Raw genomic sequence first — 17,638 nt, 5'->3', positions numbered from 1 at the left:
GCCGAGTTAACTGTTGTACTACGGCCGGTGGGCCAGGGGGTCGGGTCGGCCCGCCGCTACTCCAGCGTGATCGACTCGTGGGCGGTGTTGCGGAGCGCGTCCGAGCGGCCGTGTTCGCCGGGCGCGACGGCGATGGTCGCCAGCCCGCGCTCGGCGGCCGCCTCCAGCACCGGCTTGAAGTCCGTATCCCGGGAGGCGACGACGAGCACGTCGATCGATTCCTCGACGGTCGCCGCCGTCGCGTCGACGCCGAGTTTCACGTCCACGTCGCCGCTCGTCGAGACGACCTCGAACCCCCGCGCTTCGGCGGCCTGGATCAGCCCCGCCGGCGCGTTCTCGTTCAGGTAGAGGCGCCCGAACGCGAGGTGGCCGTAGCGCTCGGCCGCGTCCCGCACGTCGTCCAGGTCCACGTCGAACTCCTCGCGCAGGACGTTCGGCCCGTCGACGAACAGCCCCACCCGCGGCTGGTCGTGCCCGCGAGCGTCGCGGTCGTTCCCGGTCGCGCCCGCGGCGGTCGCATCGCTCGGGTCGTCCGCGCCCGCCGACTCGCCGTCGCCGAACAGCCCCCGCAGCCAGCTCATACCCGCGATTCCCCACCGCCGAGTATAGGCGTGACGCTTCGGGGAACCGCCGGAACCCATAGATGGCCGAAGCCCGAACGTCGTGCCACGATGGTCGCCGCGCCGGTCGACGCCCCCGTCGACGAACCCGACGACCCGGTCCTCGCCGTCGAACGCCTCTCGGTCGCGTACGGCGGCGACGAGGTCCTCGACCGACTGGACCTGGCCGTCGAGCGCGGCGATCGACTGGCGGTCGTCGGCGACGGCGCGAGCGGAAAGACGACGCTCGCGCGGGCGCTGGTCGACGGGTTCCCGGCGTCGGCTCGCGTCTCCGGGTCGGTCGGCTACCGCCCGGAGGGCGGCGACCCGGTCTCGGTCTTCGACCTCGACGACGCCGAACGCGAGCGGTTCCGCCGCGAGGCGGTCGCCGTCGTCGGCGGCGACGCGGGTGGGTTCGACCCCACCTCGACGCTCCGCGGGCAGTTCCGGCCGGCGCTCCGAGCGACCGGAACCGACGAGGCGCGAGCCGAGCGGCTGCTCTCGGCGGTGGGCCTCGACGCCGACCGCGTGCTCGACGCGCGCGCCCGAGAACTGAACGCCGCCGCGACCCAGCTCGCGGACCTCGCACGGGCGGCGTTGGCCGACCCCGCGGTGCTGGTCGTCGACGACTGCCCGGCCGCGGTCGCCCACCTCGCCCGTGGCGACCGCCTGGGTAGCTTCGAATCGGCGGTCGGAACCGGCGGCGGGGCCACCGGCGCCGGCGGTCCCACACTCGTCGCGCTCGGGACCGAACTCCCGGCGCTGGCGACGCTCGCCGACCGGCTTGCGGTCCTGCACGACGGCCACGTCGTCGAAGCCGGGTCGACCGACCGGGTACTCGACGACCCGACCCATCCCCACACGCGACGGCTGGTCGAGTTCTACCGCGGGTCGCCGTAGCGGTATCGGGGTCGCCGTCGCGGTCGGTGGCGACTCCGCTGGGAGTCGTAACCGAGTTAACCGCCTCGGTCGATACTCGTGGCAGATGCGCAGAACCGTCCTCTCTACTCTGTTCGTCGCGCTGCTGCTGGCGGTCCCGGTCGCAGGCGCCACCGGCGGCGTCGCGACGGCCGGCGACCGCTCCGGCGCGGGCGCCGCGCCCGCCGTCGACCTCGGGGCGACCGGCCTCCAACAGGCGTCGAATCCCTGCGTCGGAACGATGGAACGAACGCCCGAGCGGTCGACCCTGTTCTCGATCCAGGGCGCCCGCGGCGGCGAGAAGACCTCCGCGATGGTCGTCGGCGCTCGGCCGAACGGGTCGATCGTCGGCGTCCACAACGACACGGCGGCCGGCCGCTGGTGGAGCTACGACATCGACGTGCTCGACAACGGCAATATCCTCCAGGCGACGACCGACAGCCGGGACACGCTGATCGAGGAGATCGACCCCGAGACGGGCGAGCACGTCTCGGAACGCCGCTTCGAGAACGCCTACGACACCCACGACGTGGACCTGATCAACGGCGACGAACTCCTCATGAACGACATGAGCCGGGACGGCGAGGACCGCGTGCTGATCTACAACCTCACCCAGGAGCGGGTCACCTGGGAGTACTACTTCGCCAACTACAGCGAGCACTACCCCGAGTCGGGCGGCGGCGAGTTCGGCGGCGACTGGACCCACAACAACGACGTCGAGCAGATCCGCGACGGCGTCGTCATGGTCTCGGTCCGCAACTTCGACAAGGTGGTCGCCATCGATCGCGAGACGAAGGAGGTCGAGTGGACGCTCGGCGAGGACGACGACACCTCGATCCTCCACGAGCAGCACAACCCCGACTACCTCGGTAGCGAGGGCGGCAACGCGACCGTGCTGGTCGCCGACAGCCTCAACGACCGCGTCGTCGAGTACGAGCGCGAGGGCGACTCGTGGAACCGGACGTGGGCGGTTCGGGGCGGCAGGCTGAGCGAGCCTCGCGACGCCGACCGGCTGCCGAACGGCAACACGCTGATCGCCGACCGGCGGGCCCACCGCATCGTCGAGGTGACGCCCGACGGCGAGGTGGTCTGGGAGGTGTACTCGCCGTACCAGCCCTACGACGTCGAGCGCGTGGGCACCGGCGACGAGTCGACCGGTCCGACGATGGCCGATATCGGCGAGGGCGGCGTCGTCGAATCGACCGGCGGCGCCGACTTCGACACCGCCGACATCGAGGCCTGCTACGACTACCTCACCGGATTCGAGAGCTCGCGGCTGATCCCCGAGGAGGACGTGGGTGCCGTCGGGGCGTCGCCGACCGCGACCGAGGGCGACGAAACCGAGAGTGACCGAGCGGGGACCGTGAGCGACGGAGCCGACGGCGGCGACGGCGACGACACCGAGTCGAACTCGAACGGCGACAGCGTGCTCGGGACGCCCACCTCGGGCTCCGGACCGTCGCCGCTCGGCACCGTGCTCGCGGTCGGTGCGGTCGTCGCGGCGGTCGTCGGCGCGGTCGCGCGCTCGCGGCAGAACTGAACGGGGGAGTCCGGGGGTCGGGTCAGTCCTGTGCCATCGGCCCCTCGCGGGCCGGGGATTCGCTGCGGACCGCGTCGACGCTGCCGTAGTCGGCCCACACCAGCAACAGGCTGGGGAGGACGAACACGGCGACGACGAACGACAGCGAGAGGGCGACGACGACGAGCGCCCCGAAGCTCGTGATCTGCGGGTGGGGGTGGAGCAGCAGGGCGCTGAACGCCCCGACGGAGGTGAGGGTGCTGCCCAGCAACGCGCCGCCGGTGCCGGTCACCGCCGTCCGCAGCGCGCCGGTGACGGTCCGGCCCCGTTCCAGTTCCTGGGCGAACCGGTCGCTGACGTGGATGTTGTAGTCGATACCGAGCCCGACGACGAGGCTGAGCAACAGCGAGGTCAGCAGCGTCAGCGGGATCGCGAGCAGGTACATCGCGCCGACGACCAGCGCGGTCACGAGGACGATGGGGACGCCCGTCACCGCGCCGAGGGTCGCGCTCCCGGTGGCGAGCCGGTAGATGAGCGTCAGCAGGACGGCGACGGCGGCGAGCGCGACCACCAGCGTCGTGAGGATGCTGTCGGTGGTCTGGGACAGCTCGGCCTCGTTGAGCGTCCCGGTGCCGACCGCGGTGGCGTCGACACCGTCGGCGCTCACGCCCCCGGCGACCGCTTGCATGGCGTCGGCCTGCTCGGCGATGGTCGCGCTCTCGGCGATCGGGACGACGACCCGAAGCGACTGGTACTCGTCGTCCGTGCGCTCGACCACCCGACTCGCCTGCTCGGGCGCGGCGGCGTAGAACGCGTCGTAGACGTTCTCGACGTTCCGGTCGGGGACGCCGTCGCCGTCGGTGTCGGCCTCGGCGAGCGTCGCCGCGAACTCGTCGTCTCCGGCGGCGACCGATCCCATCACCGACAGCGGCGAGACGGCCGGGACCGAGCCCGCCCGCTGGAACACCGCTCCTTCCTCGGCCGCGCGGTCGTGGACGGTCCGGACGGCGGCGAGCGCGGCCGGCGAGGTCACGTCGCCCTCCAGCAACACCTGCGACCGGCTGCGGGCGTCCTCGTCGGCGGCGCGGTAGTTGTCGTCGACGTAGGCGGACAGGGCGTCGAACTCGCTCGTCTCCCAGGCGAGCGGCCCGGGCAGATCCTGCTTCCAGTCGGCGATGTCGTCCTGGTTCTGCTGGACCGACTGGCGGTCGAGATCCGTCCACGCGACGGCGCCGGCCGACCCGGCGACGAGGGCGAGGACGATCACGACGGGCGCGGCCCGCTTGGCGAGGCGGACGCCGCTCCCGAGCAGCGGTTCGATCAGACGGGTCTCGCCGAGGGGCTGCTTGCGACGGTCGAGGCCCACGCGTTCGAGCAGGCGGTCGACGGTCACCTTCAGCGCCGGGACGAGCGTCAGCGAGACGACGAACGTCGAGACGACGCCCAGCGTGATGCCGATCGACAGCTGCCTGATGACGCCGAACTCGTTCGTGATGTTCGACATGAACCCGACCGCGGCCGTCAGCGTCACCAGCCCGAGCGCGACGGCGACCGACGAGAGCCCGCGGGCCATCGGCTCGCGGATCTCCTCGCCGTCACCGCGTTGCTCACGGGTCGTGTCGCGCCGCGCGCTCCCCGTTTGCTCCCGCGAGGCGCTCCGCGCCTCGCGCTCCTCGCGGTAGCGCGTGAACACGTGCAACCCGTAGTCGACGCTGAGGCCGACGACGAGGACGGGACCGATGATGAGCGTGAACCCGGCGGGGATCCCCATCCAGCCGAGGATGCCGAACATCCACAGCACCGAGAGGACGACGCCGGTGAACCCGACGATCACGTCCACCAGGTCGCGGTAGGCGAACGCGAGCACCGACAGGATGGCCAGCAGCGCGACCGGGAGGATCAGCTCGATCATCTGCTGACTGTAGTTGGCGTTGGCCGTCGCGGCCGCGTGCTCGCCGAGCGTGAAGTACTCGGGGCCCGAGCGGTCCCGGGCCGCTTCGTACAGCGCGGCGGTCGCGGCGGTACGCCGTTCGGCCGCGGCGTCGCCGTCGTCGGCGCTCTCGAATTCGAACAGCACTCGACGGCTCTCGGCGGTCGCCGTCCCCGGCTCGTAGTCGCTGGGGAGCAACGCGGCGGCCGAGGAGTTCTCGGTGGCCGTCGACTCGACGGCGCGTTCGACCTCGGTCGCGCTCGCCGATTCGAGCGCGGCGACCTGGTCGGCGAGGGAGGCGGCGGGACTCCCCGCGAGCCGCTTCGCGACGAGGTTCGCGACGCCGAACGGCTCCCGGTCGCCGAGTGCGGCGGCGACCGACTCGTTGTCGACCACCTGGCGCTGGAACGAAAGCGAGTCCAGCAGGGCGGCCTTCGAGAGGGCGTTCCCGCCGTCGCTGCGGACGTAGACCGGTGCGGGGCTGACCGACGTGGCGTTCGACTCGCTGTCGTTCGCTCCGTAGTTCGCCCGGATGTAGTCGAGTTTCTGTGCGACCTCCGTGTCGCCGACCGCGTCGGAGCCGTTCATCCGGCTCTGGGTCTCTAGCTGGCCGATCCCGGCGACGACGCCGGCGGTCACCAGCAGCATGAGCAGGAGCACGACGAGGTTGTGCTCCGTGACGAACCGGAACGGGCGGTCGAAGCGGCTCACGGCGCCACCTCCGCGGGCGCGCGCGGTGCGCCGCCCGGCGGTTCGCGCTGGCCGGGCGGGAGGGCGATTCGGCGTGGGTGCGGTTCGGGAACCATCGCGTTCGACACGACAGCCCGATAGGACATATAAAAGGGATCACGGTTTCCGGGTCGGAAACTGTGCGAAACCGACCGGCAAACGGCCGGGCGAGCCTCTCCGCTGCGAGCCGGTCCCCGCGACGCGGTCGCGAGCGTGCGAAGCCGGAGGCGGTATTCGATATAGCGATATTCGGTTGGTGGCATCGGACGCTGGGGGTGGCGCGGGCGAAGCCGTGGCTCGCGAGCGCGCACGCGGGCGACGACAACGTTACGTCGCTGGCGGGCGGAAATCGGGGTATGACGCTCAGACAGCCGCCGCTCACGGCGGCTCACGAGGCGAGCGGCGCGACGCTGACCGAGTTCGGCGGGTGGGAGATGCCCGTCGAGTTCGACTCCATCCGGGCGGAACACGAGGCGGTCCGCGAGTCGGTGGGTCGCTTCGACGTGTCGCACATGAGCCAACTGACCGTCTCCGGCCCCGACGCCCGCCGACTGACGAACCGGCTGGTGACCAACGACGTGGCCGACCTCGACCCGGGCGAGTCGAACTACGCCGCGGTCACCGACGACCGCGGTGCGATGCTCGACGACACCGTCGTCTACCGCCCGCCCGAGGCGTGGTCGGTCGACGCCGACTATCTGGTGGTTCCGAACGCCGGTCACGACGACGAGATGGCCGACCGCTGGGTCGACCACCGCGAGTCGTGGGAGCTCGACGCCACCGTGGAGAACCGAACGGAGTCGTTCGCGATGGTCGCCCTCCAGGGTCCCGACGCCCGGGAGCTCCTCGCGGCCGAGACGGACGCCGATCTGGGCGAGCTGGGTCGGTTCGAGACGACGGTCGGAGACGTGGCGGGCGTCGAGACGCTCGTCTCCCGGACCGGCTACACCGGCGAACCCGGCTACGAGCTGATCTACCCCTGGGACGAGGCCGAGACGGTCTGGTCGGCGCTGGACTGCCCGCCCTGCGGGCTCGGCGCACGGGACACGCTCCGGCTGGAGATGGGATTTCTCCTCTCGGGGCAGGACTTCGACCCCGAGGAGAACCCGCGCAACCCCTACGAGGCGGGCATCGGCTTCGCCGTCGACCTGGACAGCGAGTTCGTCGGTCGCGACGCGCTGGAAGGGGTCGACGTGGAGGGCGTCGACGAGAAGCTGCGGGGGATCGAACTGGTCGACCGCGGGGTCCCGCGGGCGGGCTATCCCGTGGCGTCGACCGACGGCGAGCGCCTCGGCGAGATCACCAGCGGGACGATGAGTCCGACGCTGGGCCGTGGGATCGGCCTGGCGTACCTGCCCGTCGGCGTGGGCCTCGACGAATCGGTCCGCGTCGAAGTGCGGGGCGAACCGAAGAAAGCACGTACCACCGCGACCCCATTCCTCGATAGATGAGCTTCGACGTTCCCGACGACCTGCGCTATCTCGACTCCCACGAGTGGGCACGGGTCGACGACACCAGTGTGCGCATCGGTATCTCCGAGTTCGCTCAGGACGAACTCGGCGACGTGGTCTTCGTCGACCTCCCGAACGAGGGCGACGCGCTCACCGCCGGCGAGGACTTCGGCGTCGTCGAGTCGATCAAGGCCGTCTCCGACATCTACGCCCCCGTCTCGGGCACCGTCGTCGCCGCCAACGACGACCTGGCCGACCGCCCCGAACTCGTCAACGAGGACCCCTACGGCGACGGCTGGCTGATCGAAGTCCAACTGAGCGACGAGTCCGAACTCGACGACTTGCTTTCGGCCGAGGAGTACCGCGACCAGATCGCCTGAAACCCTCGTTTTCACCGCCAGCGACGGTCGCTCTCACTCCCGACAGCGGCGGGTGTCCATCGTTCGAGACCGGTGTCGTAAACTCTATTCCGCGATACCGAATCCGCGAGGTGAGCGATCGCCGACGGTGGGAGCGACGGGAAAAGGGGCTTCGCGAGCCTCCAGCGCCCGACTAAAACCGGTCGGTCACGGCGTCGACGGGTTGTCCCACACCGCTCGGCGGGTCGACGCCGACCGGACGCCGTGAAGCGCGACCCGAAGTGGCGTTCGAGGCGACCGTCCGTCTTCCGAGGGGGTTCGGGAGATACCGTTATTACCGGGCAGCGCTCACCCACCGCATGGATGGATCGCAGGAAGACGGCTGGCTCTCGCGGGACCGCGACGACGGCCTGGACCACCCGCTCGCTCGGTTGGTCGTCCGGACGCTCCTCGAACAGTCGGACGGCGAACGCGGGATGGTGTTGCTGGTCAACGAGGCCGCCCGGTTCAAGGCCGCCAGCGACGGCGAGACGATCGACGCGATCACCCTCGATACGGTCCGTGCAGAACTCGTCGAGGAACGCATTCCCCCGATGGAGGCGGCCGGCATCGTGACCTACGACGAGGACGAGGATACGCTGGCGCTCGTCGATCCGGAGCGGGCGGTCCGGGCCCGCCTGGAGGACGCCGCCGCGGAGGCACCCGGCGAATCGTACAAGTGATCTCGCCGGGATGTGGCGGTCGCAAACGATCAGGGGCGGTCGTGTTCGCTTAAGTTCGAGTGGGCCCGCCCGGATTGTGAACCACGCCCTGACGTGCTCGCTTCGCTGTGCGCGTCAGGTCTACTTCAAATCCGTGCGCTCCACTCTTCGCTCATCGCGTCCGCTCCTCGCAGAAGAGTGGGCCCGCTCGGGACGTTAGTATTTGCTAGTCGATGCATTCGAGTCGAAACGTAAGCCTTGCTTGCGGTCATGTCTGTTTCAGTTGTCTGGGAGGTAGTCGCGTCGCTGTTCCATCTTCTCGCGTTTCGTGCGCCGGTCGTAGTGCTTGTCCAGCACCTTCCGGCTCACGTCCATCCGGTCGCTCACGATCTCGTGCGGAACGTCCTCCAAGAGGTGGGCGGTAATCGCCCCGCTCCGAACGTCATGGGGTGACCGGCTTGACGGGCACGTACTCGCCCGGTGGATGTGGGTAGCGTCGCAGTCGTCCGGGTCGCGGTCGTGCGGGCACCCCTCGCCGACCGCACATGGGCGAGTGACGCAGTAAATCGCGTCCCGAAGGGTGGAAGTGGTCGGGCGGCCGTGGCTTGTCGTCACCAAGGGTTCGCGCCCGTAGTCGTCGGTCACATCCTCACGGGGTCCCTCGATGTAATCCTGTAGCACCCGAGCGATACGCTCCGAAAGAGCGACCCACCGCTCACCCCGCTCCTTGTTCTTGAGCGGAGTGTCCTGTTCTGGCCGGTGAACCAACTCGATGCCAGGGGAGCGCGTATCGAGCTGGCAGTCGTCCAAGTCGAGCGCTCGAAGCGCACCGACTCGCATCCCCGTGTGCCACAGCGTGAGTATGATGACGTGTTGCCGGGATGCGTACTGATACCGGTCGAGATAGGCCAGGATGTTCTCGGCCCTCGCGGCGTCAAGGGACGTGTCGCTCACCTGTTCGTCGGTGCTGACGGTTGGGAGCATCACCTTCGAGCGAAGGCCCTCCGGCACCGCGTTCACCGACGCACAGAACCGGAGGAACGACCGGAGCGTGGATAATTGCCCGCGGAGGGTAACCATCTTCAGATCCCCTTCCTCGCGCCGCCACACCCGGAACGTGTGAAGATCCCGGCCGCTCAGGTCGTTCAGGTTCGTGATGTTCTCCTCCTCGCACCACTCCACGAACTTGCCGATTCGATACTTGTGGCTCTGGAGCGTGTTATCGGACGCTTCGCCGCGCCGCGTTTCCAGATACATATCGAGCGCGGCGTCTGGAGCCATCGCCTCCAGACCGTTGCTCACGCGGCCCACCTCCGACTATCAGACTGATTACTTTCGGCGCAATGCGCAGGCTTACGGTCGTACCGCTGATTCCATCGCATGGTGTACCTCACTCTGTTGGGGGCACCGTGGACGCACACCGCAGATGCCCGCACTTTGGACAGGTTCGGCATCTGCGGCGGGCGACCACGAGCCAGTCGGCACGTTCTGTCGCCCTTGTAAAAGAGTTCATCCAGACGCGTGTGGTGAAAGTGAAAGTAGTTGGTAACCAGACCCGTCCCCCGAATTTTCGCTATATCGGCGGTGAAAGTGAAACCGGGTCGCGGGCAATTCTGTACGTCACCTGACTTTTGATGTGGCGGGCGTTCCCTGTGCATGTGTTCGCTCGCAAGAGCGGCACCCAGCCGGCGGGGAACCTCCTCGGCTGGCGGCACCCTCCTCACTCTGACCAACTTCCCCAGCGGCGGGTGTCTCGCTCTGCCAGCACGATTTAGGCAGTAGCTACTTGTAATTACCGTTGGCAATTCCTATCCACACTTATTGTAAGCAATTACTAATGGACTAAAGTAGACTGATTACCGATGGCAATGGAGATGTGCAACAAGGTCCAAAACGTGCGCCTCGTACAGCCTACTGACTTCCTGATCCTCGAAGCTCTGAACGAACACGGTCGGAACGTAGCACCGAACTTGGAACACCACACCGACAAGAGTCGGAAGAACATCAATAACCGACTCCCGGTGCTGGAAGACTTCGGCCTGGTCGAGAAGGTCGGTCCCGCAGAGAACTCGGGACTGTACGAGATCACGGAGCGCGGCGTACTGGCACTCCAACACCGCGATGAATACGACGAGGTGGACGATTTCGGTCGATATCTGGACGAACAATAGGTTCGTATCTCGTACACACGACACCTCATTTCCGGTCAGAGCGAGCAACTGGAGAGCTACTTTTTCTTAAAGCCCATCTCAGCCCATTGTCTACAGTAGCCGATACTCCTCCCTCGTGGTCGATTCAGGCTCGAATATGCACACGGCGCGATCTCGTTCGTGTGCATATCGCGTCAAACGCTTCTCTCGACGCGCGACCGCTGGGGGTCGCATCGCAGAACCCCCGATTCGGGTGGCCTTCTCAGGTGTGAAACCGTATAACTCTCCACTAAGAGGGCTTGTCGATGGCGAATCAATCGGTATGCCGAGGAAGGTCAGTTAGGAGCCGCAGATCTACTTTCCATCGAGCAACCAGTAATCGAGAGACAGCGGAGGGGTGGAAAGATGTAAACGGAAACCGTCCCCCCTATATTAATCACCGACAGCAGGTATCCACTCTAACCGATTCCGCCGACACTATACCCCAATTAGAGTGATGAACGACGAATTTTCATCGACACTGTTCGACAGAAAATCACCAGACCGCAAGCGAGTGTCTATCTGTCGGCGTCTACCGCCTCCCCTTTACAGCCCATCGCGTCCGCTCGCCTCGATGGCGAGCGACGCACGCCATGGGCCGCGCTCGAAAGTGGCCAGAGGAGTCTATATATAAGGCGCGCGACGTGCGAATGCTTCTCGTCCTGGGATATTGGTAGACCCTATAAACCAGTAATTAGAATAGTATACGATTATACAAGAATTCTATTGATCAATACCGAAAGGCTCAGACTTCTTCTTTTGAATGTCGATATCATCAGCTATTTCGCTCCCTGAACGATCTTTATCAAGTTTAGCAACAAGCTCTAGTGATTTCTCCCTCTCTTTTGTGTAGTCTTTTCTTAGCATTCGAAGTCCCCTGCGCAGTCCCTCTGCAAACCTTGATCCCTTCTCAGTCTGCTTGTAGACATAGTATTCATCTGTTTTCTCTACGACTACCAACCCACAATCATCATATGTCTTTAATATCTTAGACAACCCTTCTTCTGTCGGTCCGAACGATTTGTGCTGGAACGGCCACTCCTCGATCCCGATATCATCAACTTCTTCGCGATAGTGGTATAAAGATTTGAAATACTTCTGTTTGCTGATTATCTCGCCGCCAAATTCATCAAGAAGCAAAATCCTAGGGTGAATTCGTGCTTCTTCTTCATTTAACGGATCTTGGCTTTCTTCGGACATATTATGAGAACTGGCTTAGTTCTGATTGCTGTTGTCTAGTTAGCTCCGTAGTCTCCGATGCCTGGAATTCTTTCCAGACTTCCGGATCCGAGGAAGTGAGAATTATCTGAAAAGGCGTCTCTACAAGGAAATCAAGAGATTTCTGTTTTACTTGAGGATCAAGGCGTGCAAAGGGTTCATCTAATACCAAAACCTCCCAATCGATTTCTCCAATCTTAGAAGCTTTATCGAGGATTGTACAGACAAACGAGATATTCAGGAGAACAATTTCTGCATCACTTAGGTCACCTCTCCGATCATATAGTCTGTTACGACCCCCATCATCGATAAGCGCGATTTCTCCTCTTTGTCCCCCTTCTCTTCGAATTTTGATTTCACGGGCAAGATCGGGAGCCAGCTTGGAGTGATAATCCTGCCACTTTTGCCGAAAGTTTTCGATATTTCGCTCGGCAGACTCCTCTTCCAACTCGCGCAATTGTTCCATACTTGACCTTTTCAATGATTCTAATTCCTCAATTTCAGCGACTTTATCGGCTTTTCTTTCCTCTAAAGAGATCACCATATCACCATATTCACCTAATTTTGATTCGATATTTGCCACCCTCTCTCTCGCAATATCTATGATTTCATCTATCTCATGATCGTAGTCATGGAGAACATCTATTACTTTATTGTTAACTTCATCTAACTCCTCTCGTTCCTGCTTCAGCGATTCAATCTTTTCAGTCGTACCTTCGAGTTCTTCCTCCAATTCTTGGATCTCTTCACTGATCTCGTCTAAGTCCTTCTCTGTTACATTCTGTTCATCTTTGAGGTCTTGGCGGACTTTCTCTAGATCGCGTTCACGATTGCAGAATGGACAACAGCCACTACTCAGTCTATTTTTCGATTTTCCTTTTCCCACCCTTCCATCACATACTGGACAAATGAATTCGTCCATGGCATCTAGAATTAATTCATCTATTTCTCGATCTCTGTCTTCCGCTACTGATTTTTCGTTCCTTAATTCCTGAAGGTCGGTTTGAAGACTGTTTCTCCTAGAGATGCAGTCATTTATTTTCTGCTCTAAATCAGGATGTTCTCTTAGTGTTTCGCTTATTGCCCTCAGATCGTCTCTTTCGGCTAATCTCAATACCTCTTCCCAATTTTCTTTTTGCCTCTCAAGCTCCGTGATCAAAGATTTCCGGTCTGAGATTTTGCTGCTCAATGCAGTTCTGTCGCTCTCCATTTCATCGATCTGCGATTCAATCCTCTCTAGTTCTTTTTTCTCAGATTCAATTTCCTCAGCTAGCCCCTTGTCCGTTGATTTTAAAATGACCTCAATCCTCTTCGGCCGATTTAGCTTTTCTAGAGGTAGTTGATCAAAATGAGAATGGATGAAGCTTAGGCCAACTAGATTTCGCTTCCCAATCGCACCCGATATAACCTCTTCACCGGTCTCTGGCCCAAATTCTCCCTCACTTTCTGTTTTTACTGACAGGCCGGATTCCTTCCGATGAATCTTAGTTCCATTAGTTAACTCTGATTCTACAGAATTACCGTGCCCCGTCTGCAGACTTATTGTATCGCCTAAAATTGCGTACCTGATTGCGTTAAATGTGAGCGTTTTTCCACTCTGATTTTCACCTTTTATCAACCAGTCTTCCCCATCAGTTTGGGGGATCTCCACACTCCCTCCGAAGGTGAATTCTTCCCGAGCAAAGTCATAGATTGACAGCGAATTAATTCTCATGTTTGACCCGTTTAGGTGAGTACTGGATGATCTCTATTAGATCATTGTAGTAATGTAAAGCTGTTGCCAACGCTAAAATAGTCAGTAGGATCCCCCCTAGTGCGATAATTTGGTTGTAGTAGAAGTGTCCAACAACAGGAGCAGAAAGTCCAATCAATAGACAACAAATGAGCGTTGTAACTTCACCACGGATCCGTTTGTCAATCGGATCGTAAACTTCGCCGGGAACTTTATTGAAAAGCTCAACATTTGTCTCAGAGACTGATACTACGTCTTCTGAGTCGTGGGGCAGTTGATCAAGGATAGCCCTGTCGTCGATCTCCTGTAATGCTTCTTCGTCTTCAGAAACGATATCGAGAGCCTCAAGATAGGATTCCACTCCAACAGGCTCGTAGAATTCTTTAATTAGGTAACTGGTTACTGCCTCTGAGATACCGACAACAGATATCACGGGCAACAGAATGCCGAACAGTAGAATTTTCGGAGGGGTAGACGCAAACTCTGTGAATCCTATAATACTGCTATATGTCAATAAAAACAGGACTCCGGGAGAATGCTCTTTGAGAGACTGAAGGCTATTCATAATTCAGGATGGATGTATTGCATCAAGTGCTTGTAAAACCATATGGGTTTCAGAGGTATGCGGTGTATTTTGATGATGTGGCCTTAGCCACACCCCTAAGTGGAAACGCGACCGCCCAGGTCGGGTTTCCGTTCGGGCGGTGGCTACAGCCCATCGCCCACAGCCCATCGCTCCCCGGCTCGACGCCATCGATCTCCCCCAGCACCCCGGCCTACACCCCGCAAACCAGGCGAAAATACCCGGAAAATAGAGACTTCGAGAGCGTCGCCACTACCCGCGAACCGGGACCTTCCCGGCCCGCGGGCGGCCGACCGCTACGCCAGTAGCCGCCAGGCGTCCACCCGACAGTTCTCTCCGCCCGGTCGTGTCCACTTCACCACGGCAGAGCGAAACCGCTCGGCGTCTTGCTTCGCGTCGGTCCACATCGAGAAGGCCTGCTTCGCCAGGAACGCCGGCGAGGGGTCCTCATCGGGGTCCAACTCGCCGAAGCGGATCTTCATCCGCGCGTCGCCCTTGTCCCGGTAATCGATGTCGTAGCGGTCGCAGAACGCCAGCAGCGCGCTTGTCCGTTCGTCCAAACCCCGCTCGGCCGCTTCCAGGGCCTTCGCCGTCGCCGACGCGGCGTCTCTCAGGGCTTCCTCCGCCCGCTGTACGGCGTCGTGAACCAGTTCGGCGACGTAGGTCGACCGGAGCGACACGCTCCCGTACTCGCGCTCCACGAGTTCGTCCATCTTCCGGAGCGCGTCGCGGACGCTATCGACGTGTCGGTCCTTCTGTTCCGCGATATCGGCCGGGGCCACTTCACCACCGTCGGTAACCAGGACTTCCAGCGATTCCCACTGGACCGGTGAGAGGCCGTCCTTGACGTGCTTCAACACGACGCTCTCCTGTTCGTGGTGGATGTGCGCCATGTCCAGCGTCGGCGGCTCCTCGAAGCCGTCGCTCACCTCTGCGTCGAAGTACGCATCCTCGACGAACGGGCCGCTCCCGTGGTCGGGCGCTACGTCCAGACCGGCGTCGATAAGTACCGCATGGAGTACCCGGTCTAACTCGCGTTCGAGCTGTGCCAGCGCTTCCTCATCGGCGCCGAGCGTATCGTCCCAGCGACTCACCTGATACGACACACCGACCTTCGGGTGCGCCAGGGGATCGTCTGGGTCCCGAGCGAGCGCCTCGCGGGAGTAGTAGTGCTTGACCTCCACGGGCAACTCGTGCGAGGGGAACGCCTCTCGGACGCGCTGAGGACCGAGCGTTACCGTGTGATAGTAGCCAGGGAGGTTGCGCCCGTGTTCGTCGTCGTCGTTCTGCACGATCTTGCGGTATCCGGTGCGGTCGTCTTCGAGCAAGTGGCCCATCGTCGCTACCGGGCCGTCGCGGGCGTGGACGGGGCCGCTCTCGTCCGTGTGAACCCGGACGTACCGCTCGGCGTCCTGGGTGTTGCTGAACTCCAGTGGGTTCTCGAAGTATCCCATCGAGATCCCGACCGCTTCGGCGGCGCGCTTCAGCAGGCGGGAGTATCGGAACGCGTTGATGTTGCTCCCCTGGATGCGGACGTTCACGCCCTCGTCCATCTCGTCGGGCACGTCCATCTCGAAGCGTTGCCCGTCGTCGCTCTCGACTTGCATCCCCTGCCAGCGCGGCGCGAGATGCGCGTTGAAGCTCTGCTCGCCGACCGGGTCCTCGCCGGAGTCTCGGGCGACGTGTAGGCGGAACTCCCGAATTTCATCCAGGCGGAACTCCGTCCCCGTGGGCGTAGATGGGCCGGGATGGACGATGCCGGAATCTTGATAGTAGAGCTTCACGACCCATGACTCGCCGGCCACCTCGAAGCGGGCGTGTTGGCTCCCCCCGCCGTCTTTGACCCGAGCGTCCGCGGCGAAGTACGGCCCCAGACCGTCCTCCGCGAACAGGAGGTTCGCCGCGTACTCGTGCCAAGAGGGATCAACCGCCCGCATCCCCGGCACCCTCCGTTACCGCGCGCTCGACACGGCGCTCACTCTCGGCAATTGGTTGCTGACCGCTCCAGTCCCAGCGGACACGCTCGCCCGCCTCTACGTCGTAGAGTCGGGACGCTCGGACGAACCCGGTCACGCGAACCCCTCCAGTGAAGACTGCCCGCGATCGCGGTTCTCACGAGACTGGTACTCGGTGCCTCCGACCGCGTCGTCCCAGGCGGCACGGTGGTCCAGATAGAGCTTGAAGATGTACTCCCACCGAGTCCACCCGGCGGGTCGCTGATACCGGTAGCAGTACGCCAACGAGTCCGTCGAAGTGATCTCGCCGATGATGAATTCGCTGTCGTAGCACCGCTTGTCCAATCCGAACGCGTGCAACTCTACGTCGGGGAGTACCTCGCGGACGGCAGCGACGATCTCCTCGCAGACTTCCACGTCGTCCCGGCCGCACATCGTTCCGATGCCGACCCGCTCAGTCACCAAATCGTGATCACGGAGTAGTTCCGCGTGTCGCTGGTAATCCTCGGGTTCCCAGCCCTGCACCACAGCAACGGGTTCGGCGCTGATATCGAGGATATCGTGTAGCTCCGCACACTCGATATGCGCTTCCAGAGTCCGCTGTTGCTGTTCGTGGACACTCCAATCGTGGAACTTCCGTACGTCGTCCTCGCAGACGTAATCCCGCCAGGCGTACTTCGCGGGCTGGAGCGTCCCAATGGCCTGGAGGTACAACTCCGTCGATTCGGGGTACTCGGCGAGACCCTGGCCGCCATTCTCGGGCGGGGCGAACATCGAGTAGGCGCCGGGGTCGATGAACAGGTCGTAGTCCCGCCAGCGGGAGTCCCGCCCGTTCAGCATGGTCTGGTAGTTGACCATGATCCGCGACGGTCGGGGGCCTTCGAGCCACCGCTGGGCCCGGGCCAGCATCTTCCGCGAGGAACCACTGGCCGCACCGGCCCAGAACTCTTGCTCGGTCGAAGCAAGATCTCGCCCGTCGCTCACGCGTGCTCACCCCCGTCGAGACGGCGGCGAGCGCGGCGGAGCAGGTTCCCGACGGTGCCGGGCGAACGCCCGGTCTTACGGGCGTACTCGCGCATCCCGTAACCGTCCTGTTCAACCGCCTCGTACACCTCTCTCTCGGCTTCAGAGAGCGGCGATAGGTCTTCTTCGTAGTGGAACAGCGACGACTGGAACGTCACCACCACTCACTCCCGAAACACTCCGGGTTCCCGCAGAGCTTGTAGTGCGGATATGCCGCGACGGGAACGTCCGTGAAGTCCGCGTCCTCTCGGTAATCCGGCTCGACGCACGCCGGCTTTGGCTCGTCACTGTCCGGGTCCGGCCGGTGGAGCGTGTCCGCCCACTGCGAGCGGTTCCGAACGGCCGTCTCGGGCACGTCTTTCCCATCCGCATCGGGGTGTGAGCGGCTCATGCCGCATCACCTCCGGCTACGGTAACCGCCGGACGTGAGAGGTGGCCGGTTAGCTCTTGGTTGGACTCCGATTTGAGCGGGCCGCTCTCGATTCCACTTAGCGCCTGAAAATCACCTCCCGAGCGGCTATAGGAGACGATTCTGTACGGACACAGAACGCCGAGAAGTTGAGTGGGCCCGCTCGGATTTGAACCAAGGACGAAGCGGTTATGAGCCGCTCTCTCTAACCAGACTGAGATACGGGCCCTCGCGTCCCACGATTTTGGGTGCCAGCCCTTTAGCCTACCGGGTTCGCGCGCCCCACGGCCCGGGGACGCCTTTTAGCCGTTCGCGCTCCGAGC

Annotated in this window: 16 protein-coding genes and 1 tRNA gene; 6 read left to right on the top strand and 11 right to left on the bottom strand. The window is 63.1% G+C overall.

All coding sequences use genetic code 11. The features are described 5' to 3' along the window. Positions 1 to 56 precede the first annotated feature (56 nt). Positions 57 to 581, bottom strand: coding sequence for an NYN domain-containing protein (locus tag HZS55_RS20445; RefSeq protein ID WP_246308315.1), 525 nt, complete (start codon positions 579 to 581; stop codon positions 57 to 59). A gap of 90 nt (positions 582 to 671) precedes the next feature. On the opposite strand from HZS55_RS20445, the gene HZS55_RS20440 reads away from it, so the two are divergent. Both HZS55_RS20440 and HZS55_RS20435 read left to right on the top strand, forming a co-directional pair. Further along, positions 672 to 1,499, top strand: coding sequence for an ATP-binding cassette domain-containing protein (locus HZS55_RS20440; RefSeq protein ID WP_179909383.1), 828 nt, complete (start codon positions 672 to 674; stop codon positions 1,497 to 1,499). Positions 1,500 to 1,584: 85 nt separating this feature from the next. Then, positions 1,585 to 3,057 (top strand): aryl-sulfate sulfotransferase, encoded by a 1,473-nt coding sequence (locus HZS55_RS20435; protein ID WP_179909382.1) that lies wholly within the window; start codon positions 1,585 to 1,587, stop codon positions 3,055 to 3,057. Positions 3,058 to 3,079: 22 nt separating this feature from the next. Here the strand turns inward: HZS55_RS20435 and HZS55_RS20430 are convergent, their stop codons facing one another. After that, positions 3,080 to 5,677 carry an MMPL family transporter gene (locus tag HZS55_RS20430; RefSeq protein WP_218927245.1) on the bottom strand — a complete coding sequence of 866 codons (2,598 nt, stop codon included), beginning with the start codon at positions 5,675 to 5,677 and terminating at the stop codon, positions 3,080 to 3,082. A gap of 374 nt (positions 5,678 to 6,051) precedes the next feature. On the opposite strand from HZS55_RS20430, the gene gcvT reads away from it, so the two are divergent. The 3 genes from gcvT (at position 6,052) to HZS55_RS20415 (ending at position 8,227) form a co-directional block, all read left to right on the top strand. Next, positions 6,052 to 7,146, top strand: a complete 1,095-nt coding sequence (gene gcvT / locus HZS55_RS20425; RefSeq protein WP_179909381.1) for a glycine cleavage system aminomethyltransferase GcvT — start codon at positions 6,052 to 6,054, stop codon at positions 7,144 to 7,146. Beyond that, the gene (gcvH, locus tag HZS55_RS20420) at positions 7,143 to 7,526 is read left to right on the top strand and encodes a glycine cleavage system protein GcvH (RefSeq protein WP_179909380.1); all 384 of its coding nucleotides are present in this window, start codon (positions 7,143 to 7,145) and stop codon (positions 7,524 to 7,526) included. Before gcvT ends, gcvH begins: the two co-directional genes overlap by 4 nt. Before the next feature lie 338 nt (positions 7,527 to 7,864). Then, positions 7,865 to 8,227, top strand: coding sequence for a hypothetical protein (locus HZS55_RS20415; protein ID WP_179909379.1), 363 nt, complete (start codon positions 7,865 to 7,867; stop codon positions 8,225 to 8,227). 258 nt (positions 8,228 to 8,485) lie between these two features. Here HZS55_RS20415 and HZS55_RS20410 read toward each other — a convergent pair whose 3' ends face one another. After that, positions 8,486 to 9,463, bottom strand: coding sequence for a tyrosine-type recombinase/integrase (locus HZS55_RS20410; protein ID WP_179911938.1), 978 nt, complete (start codon positions 9,461 to 9,463; stop codon positions 8,486 to 8,488). 638 nt (positions 9,464 to 10,101) lie between these two features. Here HZS55_RS20410 and HZS55_RS20405 point away from each other — a divergent pair. Next, positions 10,102 to 10,377: an ArsR family transcriptional regulator gene (locus HZS55_RS20405; protein ID WP_179911937.1), complete on the top strand. Its 276-nt coding sequence runs from the start codon at positions 10,102 to 10,104 to the stop codon at positions 10,375 to 10,377. 741 nt (positions 10,378 to 11,118) lie between these two features. Here HZS55_RS20405 and HZS55_RS20400 read toward each other — a convergent pair. From HZS55_RS20400 to HZS55_RS20365, 8 genes are all read right to left on the bottom strand, one after another. Then, positions 11,119 to 11,595 carry a hypothetical protein gene (locus HZS55_RS20400; protein ID WP_179909378.1) on the bottom strand — a complete coding sequence of 159 codons (477 nt, stop codon included), beginning with the start codon at positions 11,593 to 11,595 and terminating at the stop codon, positions 11,119 to 11,121. A 1-nt stretch (position 11,596) separates the two neighbouring features. Next, on the bottom strand, positions 11,597 to 13,264 hold the full coding sequence (locus HZS55_RS20395) for an SMC family protein (protein ID WP_179909377.1): 1,668 nt from the start codon (positions 13,262 to 13,264) through the stop codon (positions 11,597 to 11,599). A 52-nt stretch (positions 13,265 to 13,316) separates the two neighbouring features. Beyond that, positions 13,317 to 13,910 carry a hypothetical protein gene (locus tag HZS55_RS20390; protein WP_179909376.1) on the bottom strand — a complete coding sequence of 198 codons (594 nt, stop codon included), beginning with the start codon at positions 13,908 to 13,910 and terminating at the stop codon, positions 13,317 to 13,319. 314 nt (positions 13,911 to 14,224) lie between these two features. Continuing rightward, positions 14,225 to 15,865, bottom strand: coding sequence for a DUF7845 domain-containing protein (locus HZS55_RS20385; protein WP_179909375.1), 1,641 nt, complete (start codon positions 15,863 to 15,865; stop codon positions 14,225 to 14,227). A 132-nt stretch (positions 15,866 to 15,997) separates the two neighbouring features. Then, entirely contained in the window at positions 15,998 to 16,741 is a 744-nt protein-coding gene (locus HZS55_RS20380; protein ID WP_179909374.1) for a deazapurine DNA modification protein DpdA family protein, read from the bottom strand. Between the two features lie 122 nt (positions 16,742 to 16,863). Continuing rightward, positions 16,864 to 17,064 (bottom strand): sigma factor-like helix-turn-helix DNA-binding protein, encoded by a 201-nt coding sequence (locus tag HZS55_RS20375; RefSeq protein ID WP_179909373.1) that lies wholly within the window; start codon positions 17,062 to 17,064, stop codon positions 16,864 to 16,866. Next, positions 17,061 to 17,297, bottom strand: coding sequence for a hypothetical protein (locus HZS55_RS20370; RefSeq protein ID WP_179909372.1), 237 nt, complete (start codon positions 17,295 to 17,297; stop codon positions 17,061 to 17,063). Before HZS55_RS20370 ends, HZS55_RS20375 begins: the two co-directional genes overlap by 4 nt. Before the next feature lie 172 nt (positions 17,298 to 17,469). Then, positions 17,470 to 17,544: transfer RNA gene (locus HZS55_RS20365), tRNA-Ile, on the bottom strand. Positions 17,545 to 17,638: the final 94 nt, after the last annotated feature.

Source organism: Halosimplex rubrum (assembly GCF_013415885.1).
Lineage (GTDB): Archaea > Halobacteriota > Halobacteria > Halobacteriales > Haloarculaceae > Halosimplex > Halosimplex rubrum.
The sequence above is the reverse complement of the archived record's forward strand: the minus strand, read 5'-3'. Positions and strand labels throughout refer to the sequence as shown.